Below are 21,183 nucleotides of genomic sequence, written 5' to 3'. Positions count from 1 at the left end.
CGCGTGGGGCCGCGAGCGTCTCGCGCGCGGGGGGCGGCGCTCGCGCGCCGCTGGCCTGTGCGGGGGTGGGGGGCCCCCCCCCCCCCCCCCCCCGCCGCTGTGTCGGGTTTCAGGTCGCCTCGATTACGAACGAGCCCGGCCTGGCGACCTGGTCCATGTCGGCGGGGATGGCGTCAGGTGCCGGAACCCGTCCAGTTGTGGTCGGTGTGGTCCGGCTGGCAGGTCCACTGCACGGTGTTGGCGCCGTTGGACGTGCTCCGTCCGTAGATGGTGAGGCAGAGGTTGCTGCCGCCGTTGACGAGCACGGATCCGCCGGCCGTTCCGGTGGCCCGTGACCAGTTCTGGGTTGCGTCGCCGTTGCAGCGCCACTGGGTGATCTGGGCGCCGTCGGAGGTGCTCCTGCCGTACACGGAAAGGCAGCGGTTGCTCTGGAAGTTGCGGATGCGGGATCCGTCCCAGTACCAGTTCTGCGCGCTCGTACCGTTGCAGTCCCACTGGACCACGTTCGCCCCGTCATTGAGGCTGGAGCCGTACGGCAGGAGGCACTTGCCACTGTTGACGTTCCGGAACCTGACGGTCTCGATGGAACGAGCGGTGGGCGAGAAGTTGAAGACCAGACGCTGGGGGAGGACCTGGTCGGACTGGGCCACCTCGTTGATCCCGCGCACACGCCCGCTGGAGCCGTCCCAGTCGAGGTTCTGCGTCATGTCGGGAACCGCCGTCAGGACGTGCGGGGCCTCGCCGCGCCCGGCCTTGTGGACGCAGGCGCTTTCGCGGTACCCGGTGTCGAAGGACGACGGGCACAGACCACTGAGGAAGAAGGAGCCCTGCGCGTAGACCGCGCCCTGCATGCCCCAGACCGGTGAGGTCCAGGCGGCGGAGGCGGTGACCGAGTTGCCGTTCCCCGTCCTCGGCAGGCCGGCGGTCAGGTCGAGTGGCCATTCGACGAGACGGCCGCCCGCCGCCTTCTGGACGTACTCGCTGGACAGCAAGGCTCCGGTGGACCGGTCGAAGCTGAGGGAGGTGAGGCAGGGAGCGTCGCCAGTGACCGCTTGGCAGGATGAATTGCTGTCCGGGGGCGTCCGGTAGAGGTACGACCTGGGCAGGACGTAGTCGAAGCCGGAGGGTCGGTTGGTGGCGCGCATCAGGTCGGTGAGGCGGAAGACGTGCAGATACCGACCGTTGCCGACCAAGAGGTTGTCCTTGTACCAGACGACGCTGTCGGCGTGGGAGGCGAGCGGGGTCAGCTTGCCGTCCGCGGACAGGGTCGTCAGGAGCACGTCGGTGTACCGGGGGGTGGCCTCGGCGTGGCTCACGAAGCGCAGCTTCGCCAGCGTGTTGTCCCCGTTGTGCCAGGAAACGACGTCCCAGAGGTGGCCTTCCCACGAGCCGTCGGCCACGTCGTTGTGCGGCACGGAGAGCCCCTGCGGGCTCCAGCCGTTCGTGCCGTTGTCGTCAGCGTCGTTCTTCCAGCAGTAGCCGTCGGCGTCGACACCCGGGTTGAACGGAGCCGGGTAGCACAGACCGTCCTGCCCTGACGTGCCGCTGCCGGCGAGGGTCGTCAGTCCTACCTTGCCGAGTTGGGGGTTGGCTGCCTCCCCCTGGTTGACGGCCGAGGTCGAGTCGCTGTCAAGCGACAGCTTGAACCCGCCGGCAGGGATCGGGGCGATCTCGCTGGCCGCCTGCGCCGGGCCGGCCATTACGTACATGCTTCCCAGCAGCAGCGAGCAGACCGCCGTCAGGCGGGCCAGCAGCGCGACTTTCGTAGGCATGCGGGAAGGAGGAAGTGAAAAGTGCATCACATGATCATGACATGACCGGCCAGGCCGTGAAGCGACTCGAGGCACACGATGCTCGTGACCGAAGTCCGATAACTCCCTGTGCCGCCGGGACCTCCATGGGCGCCAGCGTGGCCGGGCGGCGCCCGCCTCAAGCCGACGCCGTCCCTCGTCTCGCAGAGATCAAATACCGTCGATCACGAGCGAGCATCTGACATACAATCATTTCCTTCTGTTGACCAGCAGGAATCGGATCGGTTCCGACAAGGGGGGACCCATGAACAAAACCCGCGCGACGCTCGTCGTGGCCGCCACCGCACTGACTCCGGTCCTGCTGCTCGCCGGCCCGTCCTTCGCGGCCGCTCCGGCCGCCCCGCACACGTCCACGGTGGTCGACTCCGACGAGGACAACGCCGTCGCCATTGCCCGGATCCTGGCCGACCCGGCCAGCGGCAAGGCCGTCGTTCGGGAGGCCAACAAGGCTCTCGACGGCACTCCGGCCGACCGGGCCGCGTTTCTGAAAGGCGGCTTGCGGCTCGCCCGGGCCGAGGACGACCGCGTCGCCGTCGCCCGGATCCTGGCCCGCCCCGGCATCAGCAAGGCCCTGCGCGCCGCGGCCGAGAAGGCCATGGACGGAACGCCGGAGGAGCTGCGCTACTTCATCACCATCGGTCAGTACAAGGTCTGACCGATCTCACTGATGTCGGTGGCCGGGCTACCCCGCCCGCCGTAAAGACGATCCAGTGGGGGGTAGCGAACAGGGGAGAGCCAGCGCGGCTGCCGAGTCAGCCAAGGCGCCCTGGATCGCCCTGCGGACGCGGTGGTGTCGACCACGGCCCTGCACTACCTCGGCGCGGAAACCCTGCGGTGCGTCTACCGGGAACTTGCCGGGCTGCTGCGCCCCGGCGGCATCCTGATCAACGGCGACCACATCAGCCCGGACTCGACGAAGGTGTCCGAGCTCGCGACCGACATCGGACGCCGCCGAACCGAACGCACCGCCGCATCCCCCGGCGAGGACTGGGAATCCTGGTGGTCGAGCGCAGCCACCGACCCGGAACTGGCCCCGCTCGTCTCCCGTAGCGACGACGGGCGCCCCCGGTGCGAGGGCAACGACCTGACCCTGTCCGGTCATGTCGCCCTCTTGCGCGATGCGGGATTCGAGCACGTCGGAGCCGTCTGGCAGGTGGGCCCCAGCCACGTCCTGGCCGCCGTCCGCTGAATTGCGGAACGGCGGACGCGTCCGCGATTCAAGCCGGGATCAGGGCGTCACCGGACGGCACGGCTCGGCTCGGCTGGATCCCGGGCCTGGTCACGCAGCACGCCCGCTCGCCGGCTCAATGCCGTCGGCATCCGCCCCCGGCTCGGCCGGAACACCGCCCTGACGGACACTCCGAGATGCCGGCCGTCGTCGAACCGTCGGCGTGTTCCCTCCTGAGTCACAGATGCAGCCCCACCGGCGAGCGTGGCCGCCGCGTACCGGCGAGGCCGACGCAGGAGAGGACCGGTGCCGCCGTGCTCTGCGGCCACGGCACCGGTCCGTCGTCGACCAGGTGACGGCCCTGGTTCCCAGTACCGTCGCCGCGACCGCGGACACCGCCGCCCGGAGGACGGATCCCTAAAGAGACGGTTAGTTCAGATTCTCATCATTCATCTGCGGCGGCGTGTGGGCGCCGTGCGGGGCGGCTTCCTCGCTATCTTCGGCCTCGACATCCGACATCCGGAGTAAAAATGCCAAAAGCGGATGAAATGCTCGATGTGAGGGGCGGAGTGGCGACCGCGCCCGCCGCACTACCCGGGCGACGTACCGTCCCATGGCCGTGGGCCGTAGGCGTTGTCATGGTCACCGGACTGGCGTTCGCCCTCGTGCTCGCCGGCACCCAGTGGCTCAACAGCCCCGCTGTCTCGGCCTGGCGCACCGTCTTTCTGGCCATCACCGTCCAGGCGCTGCCGTTCCTCCTGCTCGGCACGGTCCTGTCCGGGGCGATCAACGCCTTTGTACCGGCGGACCTGTTCACCAGGATCCTGCCCAGACGCCCGGCGCTCGCCGTCCCGGTGGCCGGTGCCGCCGGGGTCGTCCTGCCGGGCTGCGAGTGCGCCTCGGTCCCCGTCGCGAACAGCCTGATCCGCCGCGGCGTCACCCCGGCCGCGGCCTTCGCCTTCCTCCTCTCGGCGCCCGCGATCAACCCCGTCGTGCTCACCGCCACGGCAGTCGCCTTTCCCGGCAGCCCAGCCATGGTCGTGGCCCGCCTGCTCGCCTCGCTCGCCACCGCCGCAGCCATGGGCTGGCTGTGGCTCTGGCTGGGGCGGGAGGAGTGGCTGCGGCCCACCGTCCGCCACACCGGCCACCAGCCGGGTCACCACCGCTGGACGGAGTTCCGCCGCGGCTTCCAGCACGACTTCCTGCACGCGGGCGGCTTCCTGGTGCTCGGTGCGATGGCGGCGGCCACCTTCAACGTGACCGTGCCACGTACCGTCCTCGACACCTTCTCCGGCTCACCCTGGCTGTCCGTCCTCTTCCTGACGGCGCTCGCCGTGCTGCTCGCGGTCTGCTCGGAGGCCGACGCCTTCGTCGCTGCCTCCCTCAGCGGCTTCTCGCCCACCGCCCGGCTGGCCTTCCTGGTGGTCGGCCCGATGGTCGACCTGAAACTGATCGCCCTCCAGGCCGGCACCTTCGGCCGGGCGTTCGCACTCCGCTTCTCCACCGCGACCACGGTCGTGGCCGTGGCCATCAGCGTCCTGATCGGAGGCGCACTGCTGTGAAGCGCCCGGTCCAAGTCGTGCTGCTGGCCCTGACCGGCCTGGGTCTGCTGCACGCCGCCCTCTTCACCGACCTCTACCTGCGCTATGTCAAAGAGGGCCTGCGCCCGCTGCTGATCGCGTCCGGCGTACTCCTGCTGCTGCTCGCCCTGGCGGGCGCGGCCCTGGACCGGAACGATCACGACCACGATCACGGCCATGAAAGCGCGCACGGCCACGACCACTCCACCGCCCCGCGCATCGCCTGGCTGCTGTTCCTCCCCGCGCTCAGCCTCCTCCTCTACGCCCCGCCCGCCCTCGGCGCCTACTCGGCCTCGCGCGCCACGGACAAGGTGGTGAAGAAGCAGAAGGAGTTCGACCCACTGCCCGCTGCGACCTCGCCCCTGCCCATGACGCTCAGTGAATTCACCGCCCGGGTCCAGCAGGACCGGGAGCTGAGCATCAAGGGCCGTACCGTCCGGATGACCGGCTTCGTCACCCCGGCCGGCCAGGACGGCGGCTGGTACCTGACCCGGATCATCTTCACCTGCTGCGCCGCGGACGCCCAGTCGGTCAAGGTCCGGATGTACGGCACCGACGCCCTCCCCGCCAACACCTGGGTAGCCGTCACTGGAACCTGGCATCCCCAGGGCAGACTCGGTACGAAGTCCGCGGCAGCAGCCCTCGACGTGGGGCGCACCGAGCAGGTCTCTCAACCGGTCAACGCCTTTACGGACGACCTGCCGCTCACGCCTTCCTAGACGGTATGTCCATGCCGATGGAGCGCAGTGCCACTTCTGCTCCGTAACCTGGACCGTGAAGCAACTGCTGGCTGACATCTGGCGCGATCCCGACCTCAAGGCAGCCCCGGCACGGACTGTCCATCGTGACACGCCTTCGCGCTTCTCGACTGCGCCGTATTCTTCGATCCATCGAATAACAGCGCAATGTACTGCTTCGCCTGCACCAAGGACTTCGACAACCTCGGCCTGTGTAAGGGCTGCGGCTGCTTCTGGCCAAGGACGACGAGAATTTCAAGATCACCGGTCAACTGCTGCGCGACGACTGCCAGGATCGGATCCGGCGAGAAGGAGACGAGAAATACTCGCAGTAGAATGGACGGTCATCCGGTCCCCGCTCGACGCCCAATTTCCGCTCTACTTCGGCGGGTGTAGCTGGGCCCAGTGCTTCGGCAACGTCAACCGCCTTCGGAGGGCGTCGGCCGTACTGTCTCTTCGAGGTTGCGTGGACCGCGACTCGCCAGGCGCCGTCGGACACGGCGCGATTGTGATTGCCTGGGATCCGCAGCGCAGCATGGTCCCAGCGCCGGCGCGAGGTGCTGGGGCGCGGAGTGGTATGGGCGGGGCCCGTGCGGGGACTGTTTCCGAGCGGCACCTAAAGGAAAACGGTGGCCCTGCCCGTTGACGTCCCTGCTCAGCAAGTGTCGATCCCGTGCTCGCAGGGATCCTCCGAGGCTGGAGCAGGGCACCGACGGGTCGGGCGAGTCGATCCCGCGCCCGCGATAGTGCTCTGCAGGGCCACAAGCCGTTCGTCAATGCCGGTCACAAATCGGCGAGTAGCCAACACAGTGAGCTCTTTCAGCATTGCCTCTCCCGGGTGAGACAACGCCGAAACGAGCTCCGTGCGTGCGGCTGGGCATCGTCGGCGAGATCCTCAGCAGCAGCCCGGCCGGGTCGGTCACCACCTGCACGTTCACCCGGTGCCGGCGGCGCTTTTGGGAGAAGTCGGCCCGGCTGTCGCCGACCCGGTCGCACTCCGCGAGAGTGCCCGTCGAGCAGGACGTAGTCCGGATCCGCCTGTGCAGGGCGCGCAGTAGGCCGAGTGCGGCAGAACACGGAACCAACACGGCTCCTGTGCCTGTGGGTTGAGACTTCGAACGCCTCTCCCAACGACATGGGAGCCTCGTGCGCCGCGAGGATCGATCCCGCCTGCTCTGGTGTTGGCGTGTGGCATGCTCCAGGAGTGGACACACTGGGGTGGATTTTGGTCGGACTGGTCGTCTTCCCAATACCTTTTATCTTTTGGTTCGGCTTGGTCCCGTTGTGGGTCGAGCGACGGCTGAGACACGTGGGTAAGGAAGTCGTCGGCCGCTGTAGAAACGTTTCGGTCTCCGAGGGCAGCTACTCGACCAGCTTTGAATTCGTGACGGATTCAGGCCGGCAGGTGATGTACATATCTCCGCTCCGCAGAAGGATTCTGGGCACGCCCGGCGAGGAAACCCTTCTCGTGTACGACCCTGCCTCGCCGTGGCGACGGGTCCGCACTCGGGAGGAACTCGATTCGCGTTCTGAAGCGTGGCATCCTCTGTGGTGGCTGCTGGGCGTGGAAGCGATGATCGTGCCACTTCTTCTGCTGTATGTGCTGACGTACGTGATGTGATCGCTTCGGTTCAACCGTCGAAGTTGAGCGGTAGTGCCTGTGGACCTGGTCATGCCCATCGAAGGTGGTGGGGGGTGCAGCCCCGCCATCCTCGTTGAGCTATTTCAGCGTGGACATCGGGTGGGTGACGCAGACGGGATGCGCAACGCACGAGGCTCCCGCGCCGTTGAGAGAGGTGTTCGACGTCTCAACTCAGCAACAGAGGAGCCTTGTTGGCTCCGTATCCTGCCGCACTCGACCTGCCTCACGCCCTGGTCGAGTGGGTCACGATGCTCATCGTCACCCGGGAGGGTGACCGACGGTGCAAACTCCCGCCGCACCAGCGTGCCCTCGTCGCACTCGTGTACTTGCGCCGCCACTACACCCTCGTAAGGATCGCGGCCTCCTTCGGCATATCTGTCGGCACCGCCCACGCCTACGTCACCGCGGTGACCGACCTGCTCGCCGACCGCGCCCCGGGTCTGCTGAAGACGTTGCGCGAGCACGACCCGGACTTCGTGCTCCTGGACCGCACCCTCGCCGAGTGCGACCGCGTCGGCGACAGCCGCGCTGACTACTCCGCGAAGCACCGCCGGCACGGCGTGAACGTCCAGGTCGTCACGGACCCCACCGGCGACGTGCTGTGGATGTCACCCGCCCTGCCGGGCCGTACCCATGACCTGACCGCCGCCCGCAGCCACAAGATTGTCCGGGTCTGCGAGCGACAAGGTGTCCCGATCCTGGCTGACCGGGCCTACACGGGTACCGGCCCCTGGGTCACCACCGGCCTCAGACGGCCACCCGGCGGAGAACTCACCCCCACCCAGCGCACCGTCAACCGTGCTCTCGCCCAGGCCCGGTCGCCTGTCGAACGCGGCATCGCACGACTGAAGTCCTGGCAGATCCTCCGTGGATCCCGCATCAGCCCCAACCGCATGACCGTCATCGCCAAAGCCGTCCTCACCCTGGAGAGGCAACGCTGAAAGAGCTCAGTGTCAGCGCGTCAAAGCCAGGTTGAGCGCCGGTTCACTCGCTGGTTCAGTGCACGTTCGCTCTCTTCGATGGCCGGCCCGGTAAAGCCAGCTTCGGGTGCACCGAGCCGCGCTCGGGAGGCAGGACGGGTGTCCTGGAGCGGGGCGGTATCAGAGCCATCCGCCGCGGACTGCCCGGGGGCAGGGCGAAGGGGAGCGGCGCGGTACAGGCAGGGCAACGCGAATGTTCACGGCTACGGCCTGGCCCCAGTCTCTCGTGCGGACGCGATCTTCACGACATACTCACCGACATGAGTTCTTCGAGCGGTGAGGACAGGCCGCCGGATCCGACCACAGCGCATGCGGCGTCGCTGCCCCGCCTCGTGCAGCGCGAGCAGGGTGACGCGTGGGTGGTGGCCGTCTTCGGCGCCTTCGATCTGAACTCGACGCCCGCCCTGGCGGCGGCGCTGGAGACCGGAGCCCGGAGGCACGCCAGGGTAGTGGTGGATGCCGCCGGCCTCACCTTCGCGGATTCGACCGTCCTGAACCTGCTGCTGAACTTCAACCGGACGGCCGTGCTGCGGGTGGCCAGGCCCGCGCCGGCGCTTGCGAGGGTCCTGGAACTGACGGGAGCGGACACCGTCCTGGACGTCCGGCCGACAGTGGAGGACGCAGTCGCCTGGTGAAGGGCATGCCGGGCTGTGGGGGAGACGAGACCGTGGGCTGAGGGGGCTCCGGGCCTGTCATGGAGGTCCGCGATGCCGCGGAGCATCTGGTTCGGCGCGATCAGCTTCGGCCTGGTCGCTTCTCTGAACCAGTGCCGCATCAGGCAACGTTCGCCCTGTCGACGACCGGAGCAGTTGTCCTGTCTGAGCAAGCTACTTCGGGGCAGCGGCCAGTCGAACGGCCAGCCCTGCGAAGACTGTGCCGCTGAAGATGTTGAGTCCGCGAGCTACGCGGTGGCTGCGCCGGAGCACCGCGGACAACCGCCCTGAGAGCAGACCGATCGAGCCGTCGACGGCGAACCCCATGACCACGATCGTCACGCCGAGGATCAGGAATTGCACTGCCACGTGGCCGAGTTCGGGGTCTACGAACTGCGGCAGGAACGACACGTTGAAAAGGATGACCTTGGGGTTGAGCAGGTTGGTGACGGCCCCCTGCCAGAAGGCGCGCCGCCACACTGGCCCTGACTTCCCGTCCGCCTCGTCCTCGCCCGGCACCGATCGATCGCGGAACGCCTTGACCGCCAGGTAGAACAGATAGGCCGCGCCCACCCAGCGCAGCACGTGGTACAGCGTCGGGAGCGCCAGGAACAGCGCCGACAGTCCGAGCGCCGCGGCGACCGCGTGTACGAGCATCGCGCAGGCCACCCCTAGTGCGGCCATCACGCCCGTGGACGGCCCACCACGCCCGCCCATAGACACGATGAACATCATGTCGGGACCCGGAGCGATGCACAGTGCGAAGGCGGCAACCAAGAAGGCCGCGTACAGAGATGTGTCCACCATGGCCGCCATGCTGATCACGGGGGAGAAGCAAGTCGACCCAATTCCACGGACTGAGACGACAGTTGCCCCATTCTTCCCCTACGTCTGACGCGCAGTCTCCGACAGGGCGAACGTTACCCGACGGGGCACTATTGCCCATCGACGTAGGCCACGAGCGTTGTTCAAAGGCTGACGGGATGGTGCGCACCCTTCTGGTTCCGAGCGTGTACGGAGCGGTCTGTCACGCCTACGCGTCGGCGGGCTGGGCGAGGATCTCGCCGCACAGGACGACGCAGTCGGAGCAGATCCACACCTCGGGCCCAGCCACGAGGCGGCGCTCCTCGCTGCGGGGGTGGCCGCAGAACGAGCAGCGGTCGGGCTGTTTCTTGCCCCCACGCGCGCGCCGGGAGCGTCGGCCGAAGGGTGTGCGCGGGAGCCGGGGTTGGTGGCGATGACGGCCAGCAGTTGGGGGGTGTTGACGACGATGGGGGCGCAGTCAGGAGTGCGTTCGGCCGCCAGGTGTTCGGCGGCTGCCAGTGCGGCCGCGGCCTCGTCGGAGAACACGGGCTGTCCCGCTCCGGCCTGGCCGGTGGGGTAGTCGAAGAGGCGGCGGCTCGTTTCGCCGAGGCGGCCCGCGCGGCCAGGGTGCGCAGGGCGGTCCGGGTCGTGCGCAGCTCGGCCATGTGTCGCTCGATGTCAGCCAGATGGTCCTCGATCAGGTCCCTGACGTGCGCACACGGTGCCTGGCCCGAGTCGCGCAGGGTGAGGACCGAGCGGATCTCGGCGAGGGTGAGGCCGGCCGACTGGGCGTCGCGGACGAACGCCAGCCGGGTGCTTGCCTGCGGCGGGTAGTCGCGGTAGCCGCCAGACGTGCGCGGCGGGGCGGGCAGCAGCCCGGGCTGTTCGTAGAAGCGGACCGGCGAGATCCGCCGTCGTCAGGCGGTGCCCAACCGGCGCCGAGCGGGTTGGGGAGCGCGGGGCGCGTCATGCGTGAACCATCACAGGTCTCCGGCGCCCCCGCGCCGTTGATCGGTTCGGTGGCCGGCCCAATCGGGCCGTACCTCACGAGTCGGACGCGAACGGTTGCATACGTGCGATGAGCACGGCGACATCATCCGGGTCAGCGGGGCGCCGGAGTTCGCGAAGGAGTCGGTCGCAGGTTTCCTCCGGGGTGGGGTCGGGTGCGTCAAGCAGGTGCAGGAGGGTGTCGAGGCGTTCGTCGATGGGGTGATGACGGACCTCGACGAGTCCGTCGGTGTACAGGACCAGCCGATCGCCGGAGCCGACGGGAAAGGTCGTGGTCACGAAAGGGACGCCGCCGACCCCGAGCGGGGTGCCGGTCGGCAGGTCGAGCAGTTCCGGGTGCTTGCCGCTGCGCACCAGGACGGGGGGCAGGTGGCCGGCGACGGAGATGTGGCACTCCGCGCGGTGCGGATCGTAGACGGCGTAGACGCAGGTGGCTATGTATTGCTCAAGTCCGGAGGTGATCTTGTCGAGGTGGTGGAGGACCTGGGCAGGCTCGAGGTCGAGATCGGCGAAGTCGCTGGTGCCGGTGCGCAGGCGCCCCATGGTGACGGCGGCGTCGATACCGCTGCCCATGACGTCGCCCACCACGAGTGCGGTCTTGTCGCCGTCGAGTGGGAGGACGTCATACCAGTCGCCGCCGACCTCGTAGGCGGCCTGTGCCGGCCGGTAGCGGGAGGCGACCTCCAGGCCGGGGAGGTGGGGCGGGTGGTCCGGGAGCAGGCTGCGCTGAAGGGTCTCGGCGGCGTTGCGTACCGTCTGGTGTGAGCGGGCGTTGTCGATGCACACGGCTGCGCGGGACGCCAGTTCACCGGCGAGGGCGAGATCGTCCTCGCTGAAGGGCTGCGGGTTGCGGGCGCGGCTCAGCCCCAGGAAGCCGAGGATCTGGCCGCGGGCAGTGAGCGGGACCAGCATGTACGAGTGCACGCCGGCGCGGGCCAGCAGCGTGGCGGCGCGGTCGTCGCGGGCGATGCGGGCCAGGGCGGCGTCATCCACATGGGAGACCAGGATCGGCCGACCGGTGCGTACGCATTCGGTGGGCAGGCGGTCGGCGTCGTAGACAGCAATCTTGCCGGGCGGGTCGGCGGCCTGGACGGCCTCGGTGTCATAGGCGGCCTGCACCGCGAGGGCGCGGAAGCGCGCGGGGCCCTCACCCAGGGGCGGACGGTGCTCGTCGAGGACGGAGTCGAGGACGTCGACCGTCGCCATGTCGGCAAGTTCGGGAACGGCGACTCCCGCCAACTCGCGGGCGGTCTGCTCCACTTCCAAGGTGGTGCCGATGCGAGCCGAGCCGTCGGCGATCAGCGCCAGTCGCCGGCGGGCCTCAGCGGCCTCCGTGGCCGCCTGATAACGATCCGTGACATCCACCACAAGGTCGGCCACCCCGAGAACACGCCCCTGCGGGTCCTCCAGCCGGTACAGCGAGATCGACCAGGCGTGCAGGTGCGGATCGGCGGGGGTGTGGCCGACGATGGTGTACTCGTCGACCAGGGGAGTGCCGGTCCTGAGGACCTGCCGCATCCCGGCCTCCGGCGCCTCGAACTTCGCCGACGTCATGATCTCGCGGTAGTGCCGGCCCAGATGGTCCTCCGCGGGAATGCCGTGCATCCGCTCCAGGGCGGGGTTCACGGCCACGTATCGCAGATCGGTATCGAGGGTCGCCAGCCCGATGGGCGACTGGGAGATCAGCCGGGTGGACAGGGCGAGGTCCCGTTCGACCTCCCGAAGCCGTGACCTGTCGGTGGCCAGGCCCAGGGCGTAGAAGTCGCCGCGGTCGTCCAGGAGCCGCATGTTGCGGAACTCCACCAAACGGGTGCGGCCGTCCTTGTGCCGAATGGGGAACGCCCCGGCCCACCTCTCCCCGGTGCTCATGACCTCGGAGAACAGCTTGGTGATCAGCTCCCAGTGCTGTTCGTGGACGAGCAGCGGCGCCGCGTACTGCCCGAGCGCCTCCTCGGCGCTGTAGCCGAACAGGTCCTCGGCTTCCGGGCTCCACAAGACGATCCGCCCGTCGGCATCCAGCGTCACCGCGGCAACCCTGAGAAGGTCCATCAGCCCACTCGGCTGCGGCGATCGCTCCTCCGGCCGGCCGGTGTCGGCCGACTGCCCATCGGCTGCACTCACACGGCACTCCTTCCATGCGCCGGCCCACAGCTCACGCCAGCCCGTGGTCTGCCCCGTATCCGTGGCCTGCCCGTACCTACGGAGTGCATCGGCTTCCATGGTCCTCCTGGAACGGCCTTCCGCGCACGCACGGGATATGGAGGGCCGCGCAGTCGCCTGCCGGCCCGGCCACAGCCCGTCGCCACCGACCTGCGAACCGTGGTCACCTACCTGCTGAAATAGGACGACGACCGCATGGACGCGCCACACCGTGTGATCTTCCGGCACCTGATGGACGACCGGCGGACGTACGGAGCGGACGTACGGAGTGGAAACGCGTCGACGTCACACTGGTCGGCCGCTACTACGAACGCTCCGCCGACCACGCCGTGTCCGTCGCCCAACGTGTCGTCTACCTGGTCACCGCGGCACGCGGATGAGCGCGCCGCCGACACGCCCGTCGGCCTCCGGCTGTCCAGCGTGAATGTGTTGTGGCGCCGAAGTCGCCGTGTTCGCGGTGTCGGGGTACACCGGAAGGAAACGCATCGGCATCTCGCGTGGGGTTCTGCCACCAGGCGGCACCGGAGGTGACTTGCATGGCAGACCGTGGTCGGGCCAGCGTTGCGGGTGATACCGAGGCGGCACTGCTGGATGCCTTGTTCACCCAGTCACCCGTCGGCCTGGCGGTGCTGGACGTCGAGCTGCGGGTGGTGTGCGTCAACATCGCCACGCCCGCCATGCAGGGCACACGGGAAGCAGACGTCGTCGGGCGCAGGTTCCCCGGCTCGCATCATGTGGTCGAGGCCGAGGCGGTCGAGGCACTCGTACGCGGAGTACTGGAGAGCGGTGATCCGCTGCGGGAACGGGTCGTACGGGCGCGACCGCCCGTCCACCGTGGTCAGGAACGTCTGTATGAGCTCTCGGCGTTTCGTCTTGAGGACCCTCGTGGCGGGGTCCTCGGCGTGACCATCACAGTGGTGGACGTCACCGACCGGGAGAGGGCACGGATCCGGCTGGGCATTCTCGGTACAGTGCGTGATCACGTGGGCCCCACCCTGGACGTCGTGGTGACCTGCCAAGAGCTGGCAGGGACACTGGTACCGGCATTCGCCGACATCGCGGTCGTGGAGCTGCTGGATGCTGTGATCCGAGGCGATGATCCCCCGCTCTCGCCCCTTCCCCGCGGTGTGACGCTGCGGCGTGCCGCCTCTCGCAGCAGTGACGGGGAGAACTGGCCACAGGCACAGCCCCCAGGAGCTGCGGGGATCCTGCCCGCTCCGACTCCCTACAGCCAGGCCCTGACCGATCTGCTTCCCCGGGCTGTAGCCCTGGACTCGAGCCTGCCCTGGCTGGCGGCCGATCCCGCGCGGGCCCAGGCCATCCGGGAATCGGGGGCGCATAGCCTCCTTGCCATCCCCCTGGCCCTGCGCGGCACGGTGATCGGGCTGGTAAGCCTCTACCGCACCGGGTCGGCGAACCCGTACGACGACGAGGACGTCGCACTCGCCCGCGACGTCGCACGGCACACCGCCCTGTGCATAGACAACGCCCGCCGCTACACGCGGGACCACTCGATCGCGGCCATCGTCCTCCAGCACATACTCCCGCTGCGAGCCACCTCCCACACCGCACTGGAAGCGGCCGGCATCGCCCGTCCCGGTGACGGTGGGAACGCTTGGTACGAGACCATCGCGTTGTCCGGCGCCCGTGTCGCGCTGGTCGCCGGAACAGTGTCCGGTGGGGGCATCCACGCCACAGCCGCCACGGGGCAGCTGCGCACCGTGGTCCACCCCCTGGCCGCCCTCGACCTGGACCCCGAGGATCTCCTTGCGCGTCTCAACGACACCGCCACGCTTCTGGTTGCCGAGCGAGCGTCACTTCCGTCCGCCAACCCGCTGCATCGCAAGCCGGTGACAGCCAGCTGCCTGTACGCCGTGTACGACCCTCTGACCCGGATCTGCACCGTCGCCTGGGCCGGTCACCCGGCGCCCGTCATCGTCCACCCCGACGGCACCCTCGACCACCCCGACACACCGCCCGGACCACGGCTGGGCAGCACCGATCAGGCACCCTTCGCCGCCGCCCGCATCCAGATCCCACATGGCAGCGTGATGGCCTTTCCCGCCGCCCCAGCACTGGCCTCGCACCTGACGGCAGCCACCAGCCCGCTCCACACGGCCCCGGCCCAGGCGGATCGCCCGCTGCAGGAGCTGTGCGACGACATCCTGTACACCCTCCCAGCCGACATCCAGGCCGACGATGCCGTCCTCCTGCTGGCCCGCACCCATCCCTTTCCCCGCCACCGCGTCGCCGCATGGCAGCTCGAGGACCATCCCACGACCGCCGCCACGGCCCGCAAGCATGCCCGTGACCAGCTCGACGCCTGGAGCGTCGACATGGAGACCGCGTTCAACACCGAACTCATCGTCAGTGAACTGGTCACCAACGCCCTTCGCTACGGCAGCCCGCCACTGGAGTTGCGCCTGGTCCTGGACCGCACGCTGACCTGCGAAGTCAGTGACGCCAGCCCTACGGCACCGCACCTGCGGCACGCCCGCACCACCGACGAAGGCGGCCGTGGACTCTTCATCGCCGCGCAACTCGCCCGAGCCTGGGGAGCCCGCTACACGGCCGACAGCAAGACGATCTGGACCGAGCAAACGCTTGCCCCGACGTGACCGGGATGCCCGGACGGCCGGGAAGTCGTGGGGCACGAGGGCAGCGAGCATCTCGCGTTGGAACGGCGAACGTCCCGGTCAGCGTGTGTCGTCTGGTACTGCGGGACGGCTTCGCCGACCGCTGAGCACGGTGGCGATCGGGAGGGCTGCTGCCAGGCCGCTGAGCAGAACGGCGGCGAGCGCACCCAGGACGGCGGGCTGGTCGCCGAAGGCTATCCCGATCGCGGCCAGGGCGGGCCCCGCGTTGCGTACCGCGGCGACGCCGTCCATGGTCGTACGGCGCACCGGCGGCCCCGTGGCCAGCAGGCTCCCGACGGCGAAGGCGGCGTCCGCGAGCAGGAAGCCGGCGAAAGGGGTGTGCGAACCGAGGAGGGAGACGACGTCACGCCAACTGCCGATCAGCATGCCTGCCAGCACGATCAGGAAGGTCCCGTTCGACACCGCGGCCGCCGTGGGGTGCCACAACCGTGCAGTGGGCGCGGCGTAGCGGCGCAGCAACAGGCCGATGGCGAACGGTACGAGTTGGAGCAGGGCCCCGGTCCGCACCAGCGTCGCGACTTGGAGGGAGATGCCCTTACCGACGTCGGCGGCGGTGAGTATGCCGTTGACGGTGCGCGATGCCGCGACGGTGGCCCCCAGGCCGGCGGCGAACATGGTGGCCGCGATGAAGATCACCGTGACGGCGTTGAACAGCATATGCGGGGTGTCCATGAGGCATCCCCTCGGGCGGCGGGGCCCCTCGGGGCGGTGCCGGGCACGCGTCGCCGCCCGGTCAGTTCTGGAGGTCGCCGAGCCAGCGCAGGGCACGCAGACCCGGCAGGAAGCAGTACTCGCCGCCCCGCGTGACGACGAACCCCGGCAGGGCCGCAAGGCGTCGTCGCACCGGCCGCCGGGGAATCGTGAAACCGGCGACGCCGTCGTGGGATCCGGTGACGGGGTCCTTGGCGTCGCCCGAGCCGAAGAAGACACCGTCGTTCATCCATTGCGACTGCACGAACTCGAACTGCCGCCCGAGGTGGGCTCCGACGAACGCGAACATCAGGCCGCGGTCGGCCCCGTCGTCCTCCAGGACTCCCTCGGGCAGCGGCGGACCGTAGACGGCTCCGCGTCTGATCATGCGGTGCAGGCGCACCTCTCCCGCCACCGAGGCGTCGCGGGGGTTGGCTCGGCGGATGTGGCAGCCGCCAGGCGTGATGAATCCCGTCGGATCGTCCCGCTCGTAGAGGAAGGTGTTGCGGCGGTGCGGGTCGACACCGAGTGCGGGGTCGTCGTGCTGCGGACTCAGCGCCAGGGGAGCTCCGCTGCGCCAGCGGCCCATGATCTTGGCGGCGAGCAGTTCCTCGTCCTCGGGACCGGTGGCGTTGTCCCGCAGGTAGCGCCGGAACGCGGCGACATCCTGGTGGAGTTTACGGAAGACCGCGTAGCTGCCGTTGCGCCCGAGCACCTCCGGCTGTGGGGTCTGGATGCCGCCGATCTCGTCCCGGTAGCCGAGCACGAACTCCCCGGCCTTCAGCGGTACCTCCAGCTGGTTGGACCCGGGGATGCCGCTTCCTTCGACGGCCGGATGGCTGACCCCGTCGCGATAACCGAAGTGCTCGGTCTCGGTGGGCAGCGCATAACAGTCCTGCCGCCAGATCGCGGTCACACCGGCGAGGCGGTCGTAGGCCGGTCGGGCCCGGTCGACGGCCGTCTTCAACCGCGGGACGTCGGGCGCGAGCGCCGTGAGTACCACATGGACATCGGGTGTGCCCAGCGGCGCTTCCCAGTTCTCGGGGTTGCTCTCGCCGACGTCGCTCAGCGCCCTGGCCCTGGCGGCCATCCCCTGCCGGAACTCCCAGGCGAACGTGTCGAGTGAGGCACGCGGCACGCCCAGGGCCTCCAGACCGTGACAGGTGACCGCGACACTGACCCAGGTGTCCCCCAGGGGACTGACCGGGTCGGCGGCAGAGGTCACCACCGCGCTCGCGCGCCGCATCAATTCCCGCCCGGCGGCCCGGTCATCGACGCGGAACACCAGGTACGTCGCCGCGTAGGGGGTCGGCCGCGGGCTGAGAACCCCGCGCTGAATGTCGTCGAGTTCCAACGCGTCTTGTGCAGACTCGCTCACGATCGCCTCCCTGCGGCACTACTTCGTGACGAGGTTCCGCCAGAAGTTCCTGAGGCTCTCGTCGCCGCCGAACAGTGAACTGAAGATCGTGGAGTCCGCCAGCAGCACGTCGCCGGCCCGTTCACCGCTGGGTGGCATCCACAGGAACATGTTGAACTCGGTATTGCCGGCGTCGGTGAAAGGGTGCGGTCTGGAGGTGTCGATCGGCTGCCTGGCCAGAACCTTGATAATGCCCGGCTCGTCGGTGGTCACGGCGTAGTGCGGCAGATGCTGGTGGAAGTTGAAGCTCGTCACCCCTTCCAGCCACCCTTTCGTGTCCAGGTCCCTGACCGTGGCCAGCGGAGCGATCCTGTTCTTCTCCCGCACCGCGGGGCGCAGTCCGTAGCGGTTCTCGACCGGCACTCCGAGGCCGTGCATGAGGCCCCGGACGTACGTGGCAAACCGCTGCTGGCGGGGGACCAGGGGGTCGCCGTGATGGCGGTACTCCACGTCCCGCACGGCCAGGTCGTCCGATGCGCCGACGTCATGGTGGGGTCCCAGAACCAGACAGGCATCCTCTCGGCCCAGAAAAGCTCGCAGTGCCTCGACCTCCTCGGGCTGGGCCTCCTGCCCGGTGGCCATGTGGTCGAGGCCGAACACGAAGAGGGTGTCGGTGTCGGCCAGTACGCGCTCGTCGAGCGGGGTCCGGAAACCGGCCTGGTCGATGCGCTGATACACCGGGACGGGGTGCCCGGTGACCTCCTCGACGAACTCCTGGAACGGCACCCAGGCCCAGAAGAACAGTTCCAGTGCACCGGCGATGCCCTGCTGGAACTGAAACGGGTCCGACCACTTCGGGTCCTCGTAGGCCGGCCACGCCACCCGCCTGACCTCCGTCAGCGTGGAGAACCGGTTGTCCAGCTCGGCCGGATTCCTGCCCGCCTCGGCCGGGTAGCTCCACGAGACGTAGATGCTCACCCGGCGCCGGCCGGGGGTGTACTCGCGCGGGATGTGGTTCTGGTTGTAGGTGCGCGCGGTCCTGGCCTCGCTCATCTCGTCTCCGATCCGCAGGGGGACAAGTGCGCGGCAGGCCCGCGCTCACTGCAGCTGGTCGAGCATCTCCGACAGGGCACTCTTGATCCGCAGAGCCTTCTTGATCTCGTCGGCGGAGACATACGGGTACTCGCCGTACTCGATGAAGCTCGGGCAATGATGTTCACGCACGAACCTGACGAACGCCTCGGGGTTGGTCCGCCAGTCCTCGGGAAACCCTTCGAGGTTCTCGAAGGCCGTGTTCACGCCAGCCTTGCTGAACAGCGCGATGGCGTCCTCGGTGTACTTGTCGAAGTCGGTGTCGAAGATCCCCTGGTACATGAAGCGCGTGTCGTCGTCGAAAAGCACCCAGCGGAGATAGTGCAACTTCAGTGGCGCGAGAAGGTGGGGGTCTCCCTCCAAAGCCTTGGCCAAGGTGTAGCCGTACTCGCGCATCGCGTCGGCGCGGCCGGGCTTGACCTTCGCGACGATGGTGAATCCGTAGCACGCCGGTGTCTTCGGAAAAACGGGGCCGTATTTCCCCTGCTCGAGTTGGGCCGTGTCCTTGGGGATGATCGCCGCCTGCGGCCTGAGATCCATGTCCGCTCCTCCCGCCGCCCACTGGCCGGGAACAATCCCCCACATCGTCCCACGCGGCACATTCACCTGCCTGGTGAGCAGCAGGGGGCCGGCACAGGTGGGCCTTCAGCCCGGATCTTGGACACTTGAGACGTGGATCTTGAGGATCTGAGAACGGACATCTCGTGGTCATGAAGCACTACCCGCCGGAGTTCACAAGGCGGACGCGGTCGCGCTGTACCAGTCGCGCCCCGGAGCGACGGTCAAGCAGGTCGCCGCCGATCTGGGAGTCAACCCGGAGACACTCCGCAACTGGGTACGGGCGGCCGGAGCGAACCGGCCCCGGGGGCGCCGGGCGGAGGCAACCGCCGAGCTACCCACGCCGTTGGAGGCGGAGAACGCAGCACTGCGCAAGAAGGTCCGTGAGTTGGAGGAGGAGCGCGAGATCCTGAAGAAGGCGGCGAAGTATTTCGCCGGGGAGACTCGCTGGTGAACCGCTTCCAGTTCGTCACCGACCACCAGCGCCGCTGCGGCGTGAAGCGGCTGTGCAGCATTCTCGGCATCGCCCGCTCCAGCTTCTACTACTGGCGCCGCACCGCAGCCGACCGGGCCGTGCGCCGGGCGGCCGACGCGAGGCTCGCCGCCCGGATACGCAAGGTTCACCAGGACTCGGACGGCACCTACGGCGTCCCCAGGATCACCGCCGAACTACGCGCCGGCGGCGAGCGGGTCAACCACAAGAAGATCGCCCGAATCATGCGCCAGACCGGCCTGGCCGGTCTGCGACTGCGCCCCAAACACCGCACCACCGTCGCGGACCCGGCCGCCGCGAAGGCCCTGACCTCATCAGGCGCGATTTCACCGCACAGGCCGTGAACACCAAGTACGTCGGCGACATCACCTACTTGAGCACCGTCGGCGGCAAGTTCTGCTACCTGGCGACCATGATCGATCTCGCGTCCCGGCGTCTGGCGGGCTGGGCGATCGCCGATCACATGCGTGCCGAGCTCGTCATCGATGCCCTGGCCGCGGCCGAGCGGACCCGAGGCAGCCTCGCCGGGGCCTTGATCCACACCGGTCACGGAGCCCAACACAGCTCCGCGGCCTTGGGCGCCGCCTGCCAAAGGGCCGGCATCCGGCAGTCCATGAGCGCAGTGGGCAGCAGTGCGGACAACGCACTCGCGGAGTCGTTCAACGCAACGTTCAAACACGAAACGCTGCAGGGCGCCAAAGGCTGGACCAGCGAGCGCGAGGCCCGACTGGCGGCGTTCCGACGGCTGCACCGCTACAACACCCAGCGCCGTCACTCCCGGCTCGGACAACGCAGTCCCATCGCCTAGGAGAAGGCACTCGCCGCAACACCAACTACCCTGACCCCAGCCGCATAGCCCGTGTCCAGGATTCCGGTGAAGACCCGGAGTACTAGGTGGACGAACTTTCGTAGATTCATTTCAACTCGTCTGGCCTCTGATGTGCGTCCCCTGATTGGAGGAGCAACAGGTTGATGTGTTCGTCGGCCGAGGAAAGAGGCTTGGCTGATGCTGCAGGCAGTAGGTCTTGATGGACGCGTTGCCGTCTTCGTTGACCCGCAATGGAGCGGTCATCGACAGACCGCTGATGGGGGTTTGGGCGTCGGCTCTACTCAGCGGAGCGGTATGGGTTGGATGTCGATGAGGCCCTACTGGGGCGGCTCTGTCCGCGGGCGTCGGGGCACCATCGGGATGATCTCCGTGTGACTGGTGCGATCCCGGTGCCCCAGCCGACTTGAGACAGCTCCGTTGAGTGGGCCGAACCCGGCTTGCTTCTGCAGGCAGATTACGGCGGCAGCTGCCTGCAGAAGGCGTGGATGACTGCAGCGGGACAGGCCACCACGGAGCCTGCCTCTGGCAGGTCGGACACTGGCTGCGGGTGGCAGCTTGCACCGTCGGTCGTGCTGACGGGTGACGATGAGCATCGTCACCTCACTCCTCCAGTACGTGGAGAAACCAACGAGGCCCCCGGGGCTGTGGTGCGGAGACGTCGGACATCTCGTTCAACAGTGTTCGGGGGCCTCGCCGTCACGACAGTGGCCTCGCCCGATCAGTGATCAACTTCAGAAGACTCGTTGTGAACGCCATGGGTGAAGCAGAAGGAGATGGGAGCGGCGCGGTGATGATGCGCCCTGCTGCCGAATTACGGACACCCTGCGTGCCGCCTTGGGTGTTTCCGGTCCCGCCCTGCGTGCCGCCCTGGGTGTTTCCGGTCCCGCCCTGCGTGCCGCCCTGGGTGTTTCCGGTCCCGCCCTGCGTGCCGCCCTGGGTGTTTCCGGTCCCGCCCTGCGTGCCT

General features: G+C 68.5%; 16 protein-coding genes and 5 pseudogenes. 10 read left to right on the top strand and 11 right to left on the bottom strand.

The annotated features are described in order from the left end of the window. Positions 1-173: 173 nt before the first annotated feature. The gene (locus tag ACWGJB_RS47780; protein ID WP_453386304.1) at positions 174-1,772 is read right to left on the bottom strand and encodes an RICIN domain-containing protein; all 1,599 of its coding nucleotides are present in this window, start codon (positions 1,770-1,772) and stop codon (positions 174-176) included. A gap of 283 nt (positions 1,773-2,055) precedes the next feature. On the opposite strand from ACWGJB_RS47780, the gene ACWGJB_RS47775 reads away from it, so the two are divergent. The 4 genes from ACWGJB_RS47775 to ACWGJB_RS47760 all read left to right on the top strand — a co-directional run bounded on the left by ACWGJB_RS47775 (position 2,056) and on the right by ACWGJB_RS47760 (position 5,278). Further along, positions 2,056-2,466: an ALF repeat-containing protein gene (locus ACWGJB_RS47775; protein WP_453386303.1), complete on the top strand. Its 411-nt coding sequence runs from the start codon at positions 2,056-2,058 to the stop codon at positions 2,464-2,466. A gap of 135 nt (positions 2,467-2,601) precedes the next feature. Then, on the top strand, positions 2,602-3,000 hold the full coding sequence (locus ACWGJB_RS47770) for a hypothetical protein (protein ID WP_453386302.1): 399 nt from the start codon (positions 2,602-2,604) through the stop codon (positions 2,998-3,000). A gap of 509 nt (positions 3,001-3,509) precedes the next feature. Beyond that, positions 3,510-4,541: a permease gene (locus ACWGJB_RS47765; protein WP_453386301.1), complete on the top strand. Its 1,032-nt coding sequence runs from the start codon at positions 3,510-3,512 to the stop codon at positions 4,539-4,541. Then, positions 4,538-5,278, top strand: coding sequence for a TIGR03943 family putative permease subunit (locus tag ACWGJB_RS47760; RefSeq protein WP_453386300.1), 741 nt, complete (start codon positions 4,538-4,540; stop codon positions 5,276-5,278). The genes ACWGJB_RS47765 and ACWGJB_RS47760 overlap by 4 nt, the downstream gene beginning before the upstream one ends. Before the next feature lie 881 nt (positions 5,279-6,159). Here ACWGJB_RS47760 and ACWGJB_RS47755 read toward each other — a convergent pair. After that, positions 6,160-6,328 (bottom strand): annotated as a pseudogene (locus ACWGJB_RS47755) (transposase family protein); the annotation flags it as partial. A 172-nt stretch (positions 6,329-6,500) separates the two neighbouring features. Here ACWGJB_RS47755 and ACWGJB_RS47750 point away from each other — a divergent pair. The 3 genes from ACWGJB_RS47750 to ACWGJB_RS47740 all read left to right on the top strand — a co-directional run bounded on the left by ACWGJB_RS47750 (position 6,501) and on the right by ACWGJB_RS47740 (position 8,553). Then, on the top strand, positions 6,501-6,917 hold the full coding sequence (locus ACWGJB_RS47750; protein ID WP_453386299.1) for a hypothetical protein: 417 nt from the start codon (positions 6,501-6,503) through the stop codon (positions 6,915-6,917). A gap of 212 nt (positions 6,918-7,129) precedes the next feature. Then, entirely contained in the window at positions 7,130-7,879 is a 750-nt protein-coding gene (locus ACWGJB_RS47745) for a transposase (protein WP_453386298.1), read from the top strand. A gap of 299 nt (positions 7,880-8,178) precedes the next feature. Beyond that, entirely contained in the window at positions 8,179-8,553 is a 375-nt protein-coding gene (locus tag ACWGJB_RS47740; RefSeq protein ID WP_453386297.1) for an STAS domain-containing protein, read from the top strand. 192 nt (positions 8,554-8,745) lie between these two features. On the opposite strand, the gene ACWGJB_RS47735 is transcribed toward ACWGJB_RS47740, so the two are convergent. From ACWGJB_RS47735 to ACWGJB_RS47720, 4 genes and pseudogenes are all read right to left on the bottom strand, one after another. Further along, a complete protein-coding gene (locus tag ACWGJB_RS47735; RefSeq protein ID WP_453386308.1) occupies positions 8,746-9,378 on the bottom strand; it encodes a LysE family translocator in 633 nt (210 codons plus the stop codon). Between the two features lie 226 nt (positions 9,379-9,604). Beyond that, positions 9,605-9,853: a ClpX C4-type zinc finger protein gene (locus ACWGJB_RS47730; protein ID WP_453386307.1), complete on the bottom strand. Its 249-nt coding sequence runs from the start codon at positions 9,851-9,853 to the stop codon at positions 9,605-9,607. A 157-nt stretch (positions 9,854-10,010) separates the two neighbouring features. After that, positions 10,011-10,283 (bottom strand): annotated as a pseudogene (locus tag ACWGJB_RS47725) (MerR family DNA-binding protein); the annotation flags it as partial. A 136-nt stretch (positions 10,284-10,419) separates the two neighbouring features. Then, positions 10,420-12,432: a SpoIIE family protein phosphatase gene (locus ACWGJB_RS47720; RefSeq protein ID WP_453386306.1), complete on the bottom strand. Its 2,013-nt coding sequence runs from the start codon at positions 12,430-12,432 to the stop codon at positions 10,420-10,422. Positions 12,433-12,726: 294 nt separating this feature from the next. On the opposite strand from ACWGJB_RS47720, the pseudogene ACWGJB_RS47715 reads away from it, so the two are divergent. Then, a pseudogene (locus ACWGJB_RS47715) lies at positions 12,727-13,074 on the top strand (hypothetical protein); the annotation flags it as partial. A gap of 5 nt (positions 13,075-13,079) precedes the next feature. Next, positions 13,080-15,161, top strand: coding sequence for a SpoIIE family protein phosphatase (locus tag ACWGJB_RS47710; RefSeq protein WP_453386296.1), 2,082 nt, complete (start codon positions 13,080-13,082; stop codon positions 15,159-15,161). 78 nt (positions 15,162-15,239) lie between these two features. Here the strand turns inward: ACWGJB_RS47710 and ACWGJB_RS47705 are convergent, their stop codons facing one another. From ACWGJB_RS47705 to ACWGJB_RS47690, 4 genes are all read right to left on the bottom strand, one after another. Continuing rightward, positions 15,240-15,872 carry a hypothetical protein gene (locus ACWGJB_RS47705; RefSeq protein ID WP_453386295.1) on the bottom strand — a complete coding sequence of 211 codons (633 nt, stop codon included), beginning with the start codon at positions 15,870-15,872 and terminating at the stop codon, positions 15,240-15,242. Positions 15,873-15,933: 61 nt separating this feature from the next. Next, the gene (locus ACWGJB_RS47700) at positions 15,934-17,268 is read right to left on the bottom strand and encodes a Dyp-type peroxidase (RefSeq protein ID WP_453386294.1); all 1,335 of its coding nucleotides are present in this window, start codon (positions 17,266-17,268) and stop codon (positions 15,934-15,936) included. Between the two features lie 18 nt (positions 17,269-17,286). Further along, positions 17,287-18,300: a hypothetical protein gene (locus ACWGJB_RS47695; protein ID WP_453386293.1), complete on the bottom strand. Its 1,014-nt coding sequence runs from the start codon at positions 18,298-18,300 to the stop codon at positions 17,287-17,289. 45 nt (positions 18,301-18,345) lie between these two features. Then, on the bottom strand, positions 18,346-18,879 hold the full coding sequence (locus tag ACWGJB_RS47690) for a hypothetical protein (RefSeq protein ID WP_453386292.1): 534 nt from the start codon (positions 18,877-18,879) through the stop codon (positions 18,346-18,348). A gap of 164 nt (positions 18,880-19,043) precedes the next feature. Between ACWGJB_RS47690 and ACWGJB_RS47685 the strand changes: the two are divergent. Next, positions 19,044-20,198: pseudogene (locus ACWGJB_RS47685) on the top strand (IS3 family transposase). A gap of 717 nt (positions 20,199-20,915) precedes the next feature. Here ACWGJB_RS47685 and ACWGJB_RS47680 read toward each other — a convergent pair. Next, positions 20,916-21,183 (bottom strand): annotated as a pseudogene (locus tag ACWGJB_RS47680) (hypothetical protein); the annotation flags it as partial.

The sequence above is a fragment of the Streptomyces sp. NPDC054813 genome, assembly GCF_053611365.1.
The sequence above is the reverse complement of the archived record's forward strand: the minus strand, read 5'-3'. Positions and strand labels throughout refer to the sequence as shown.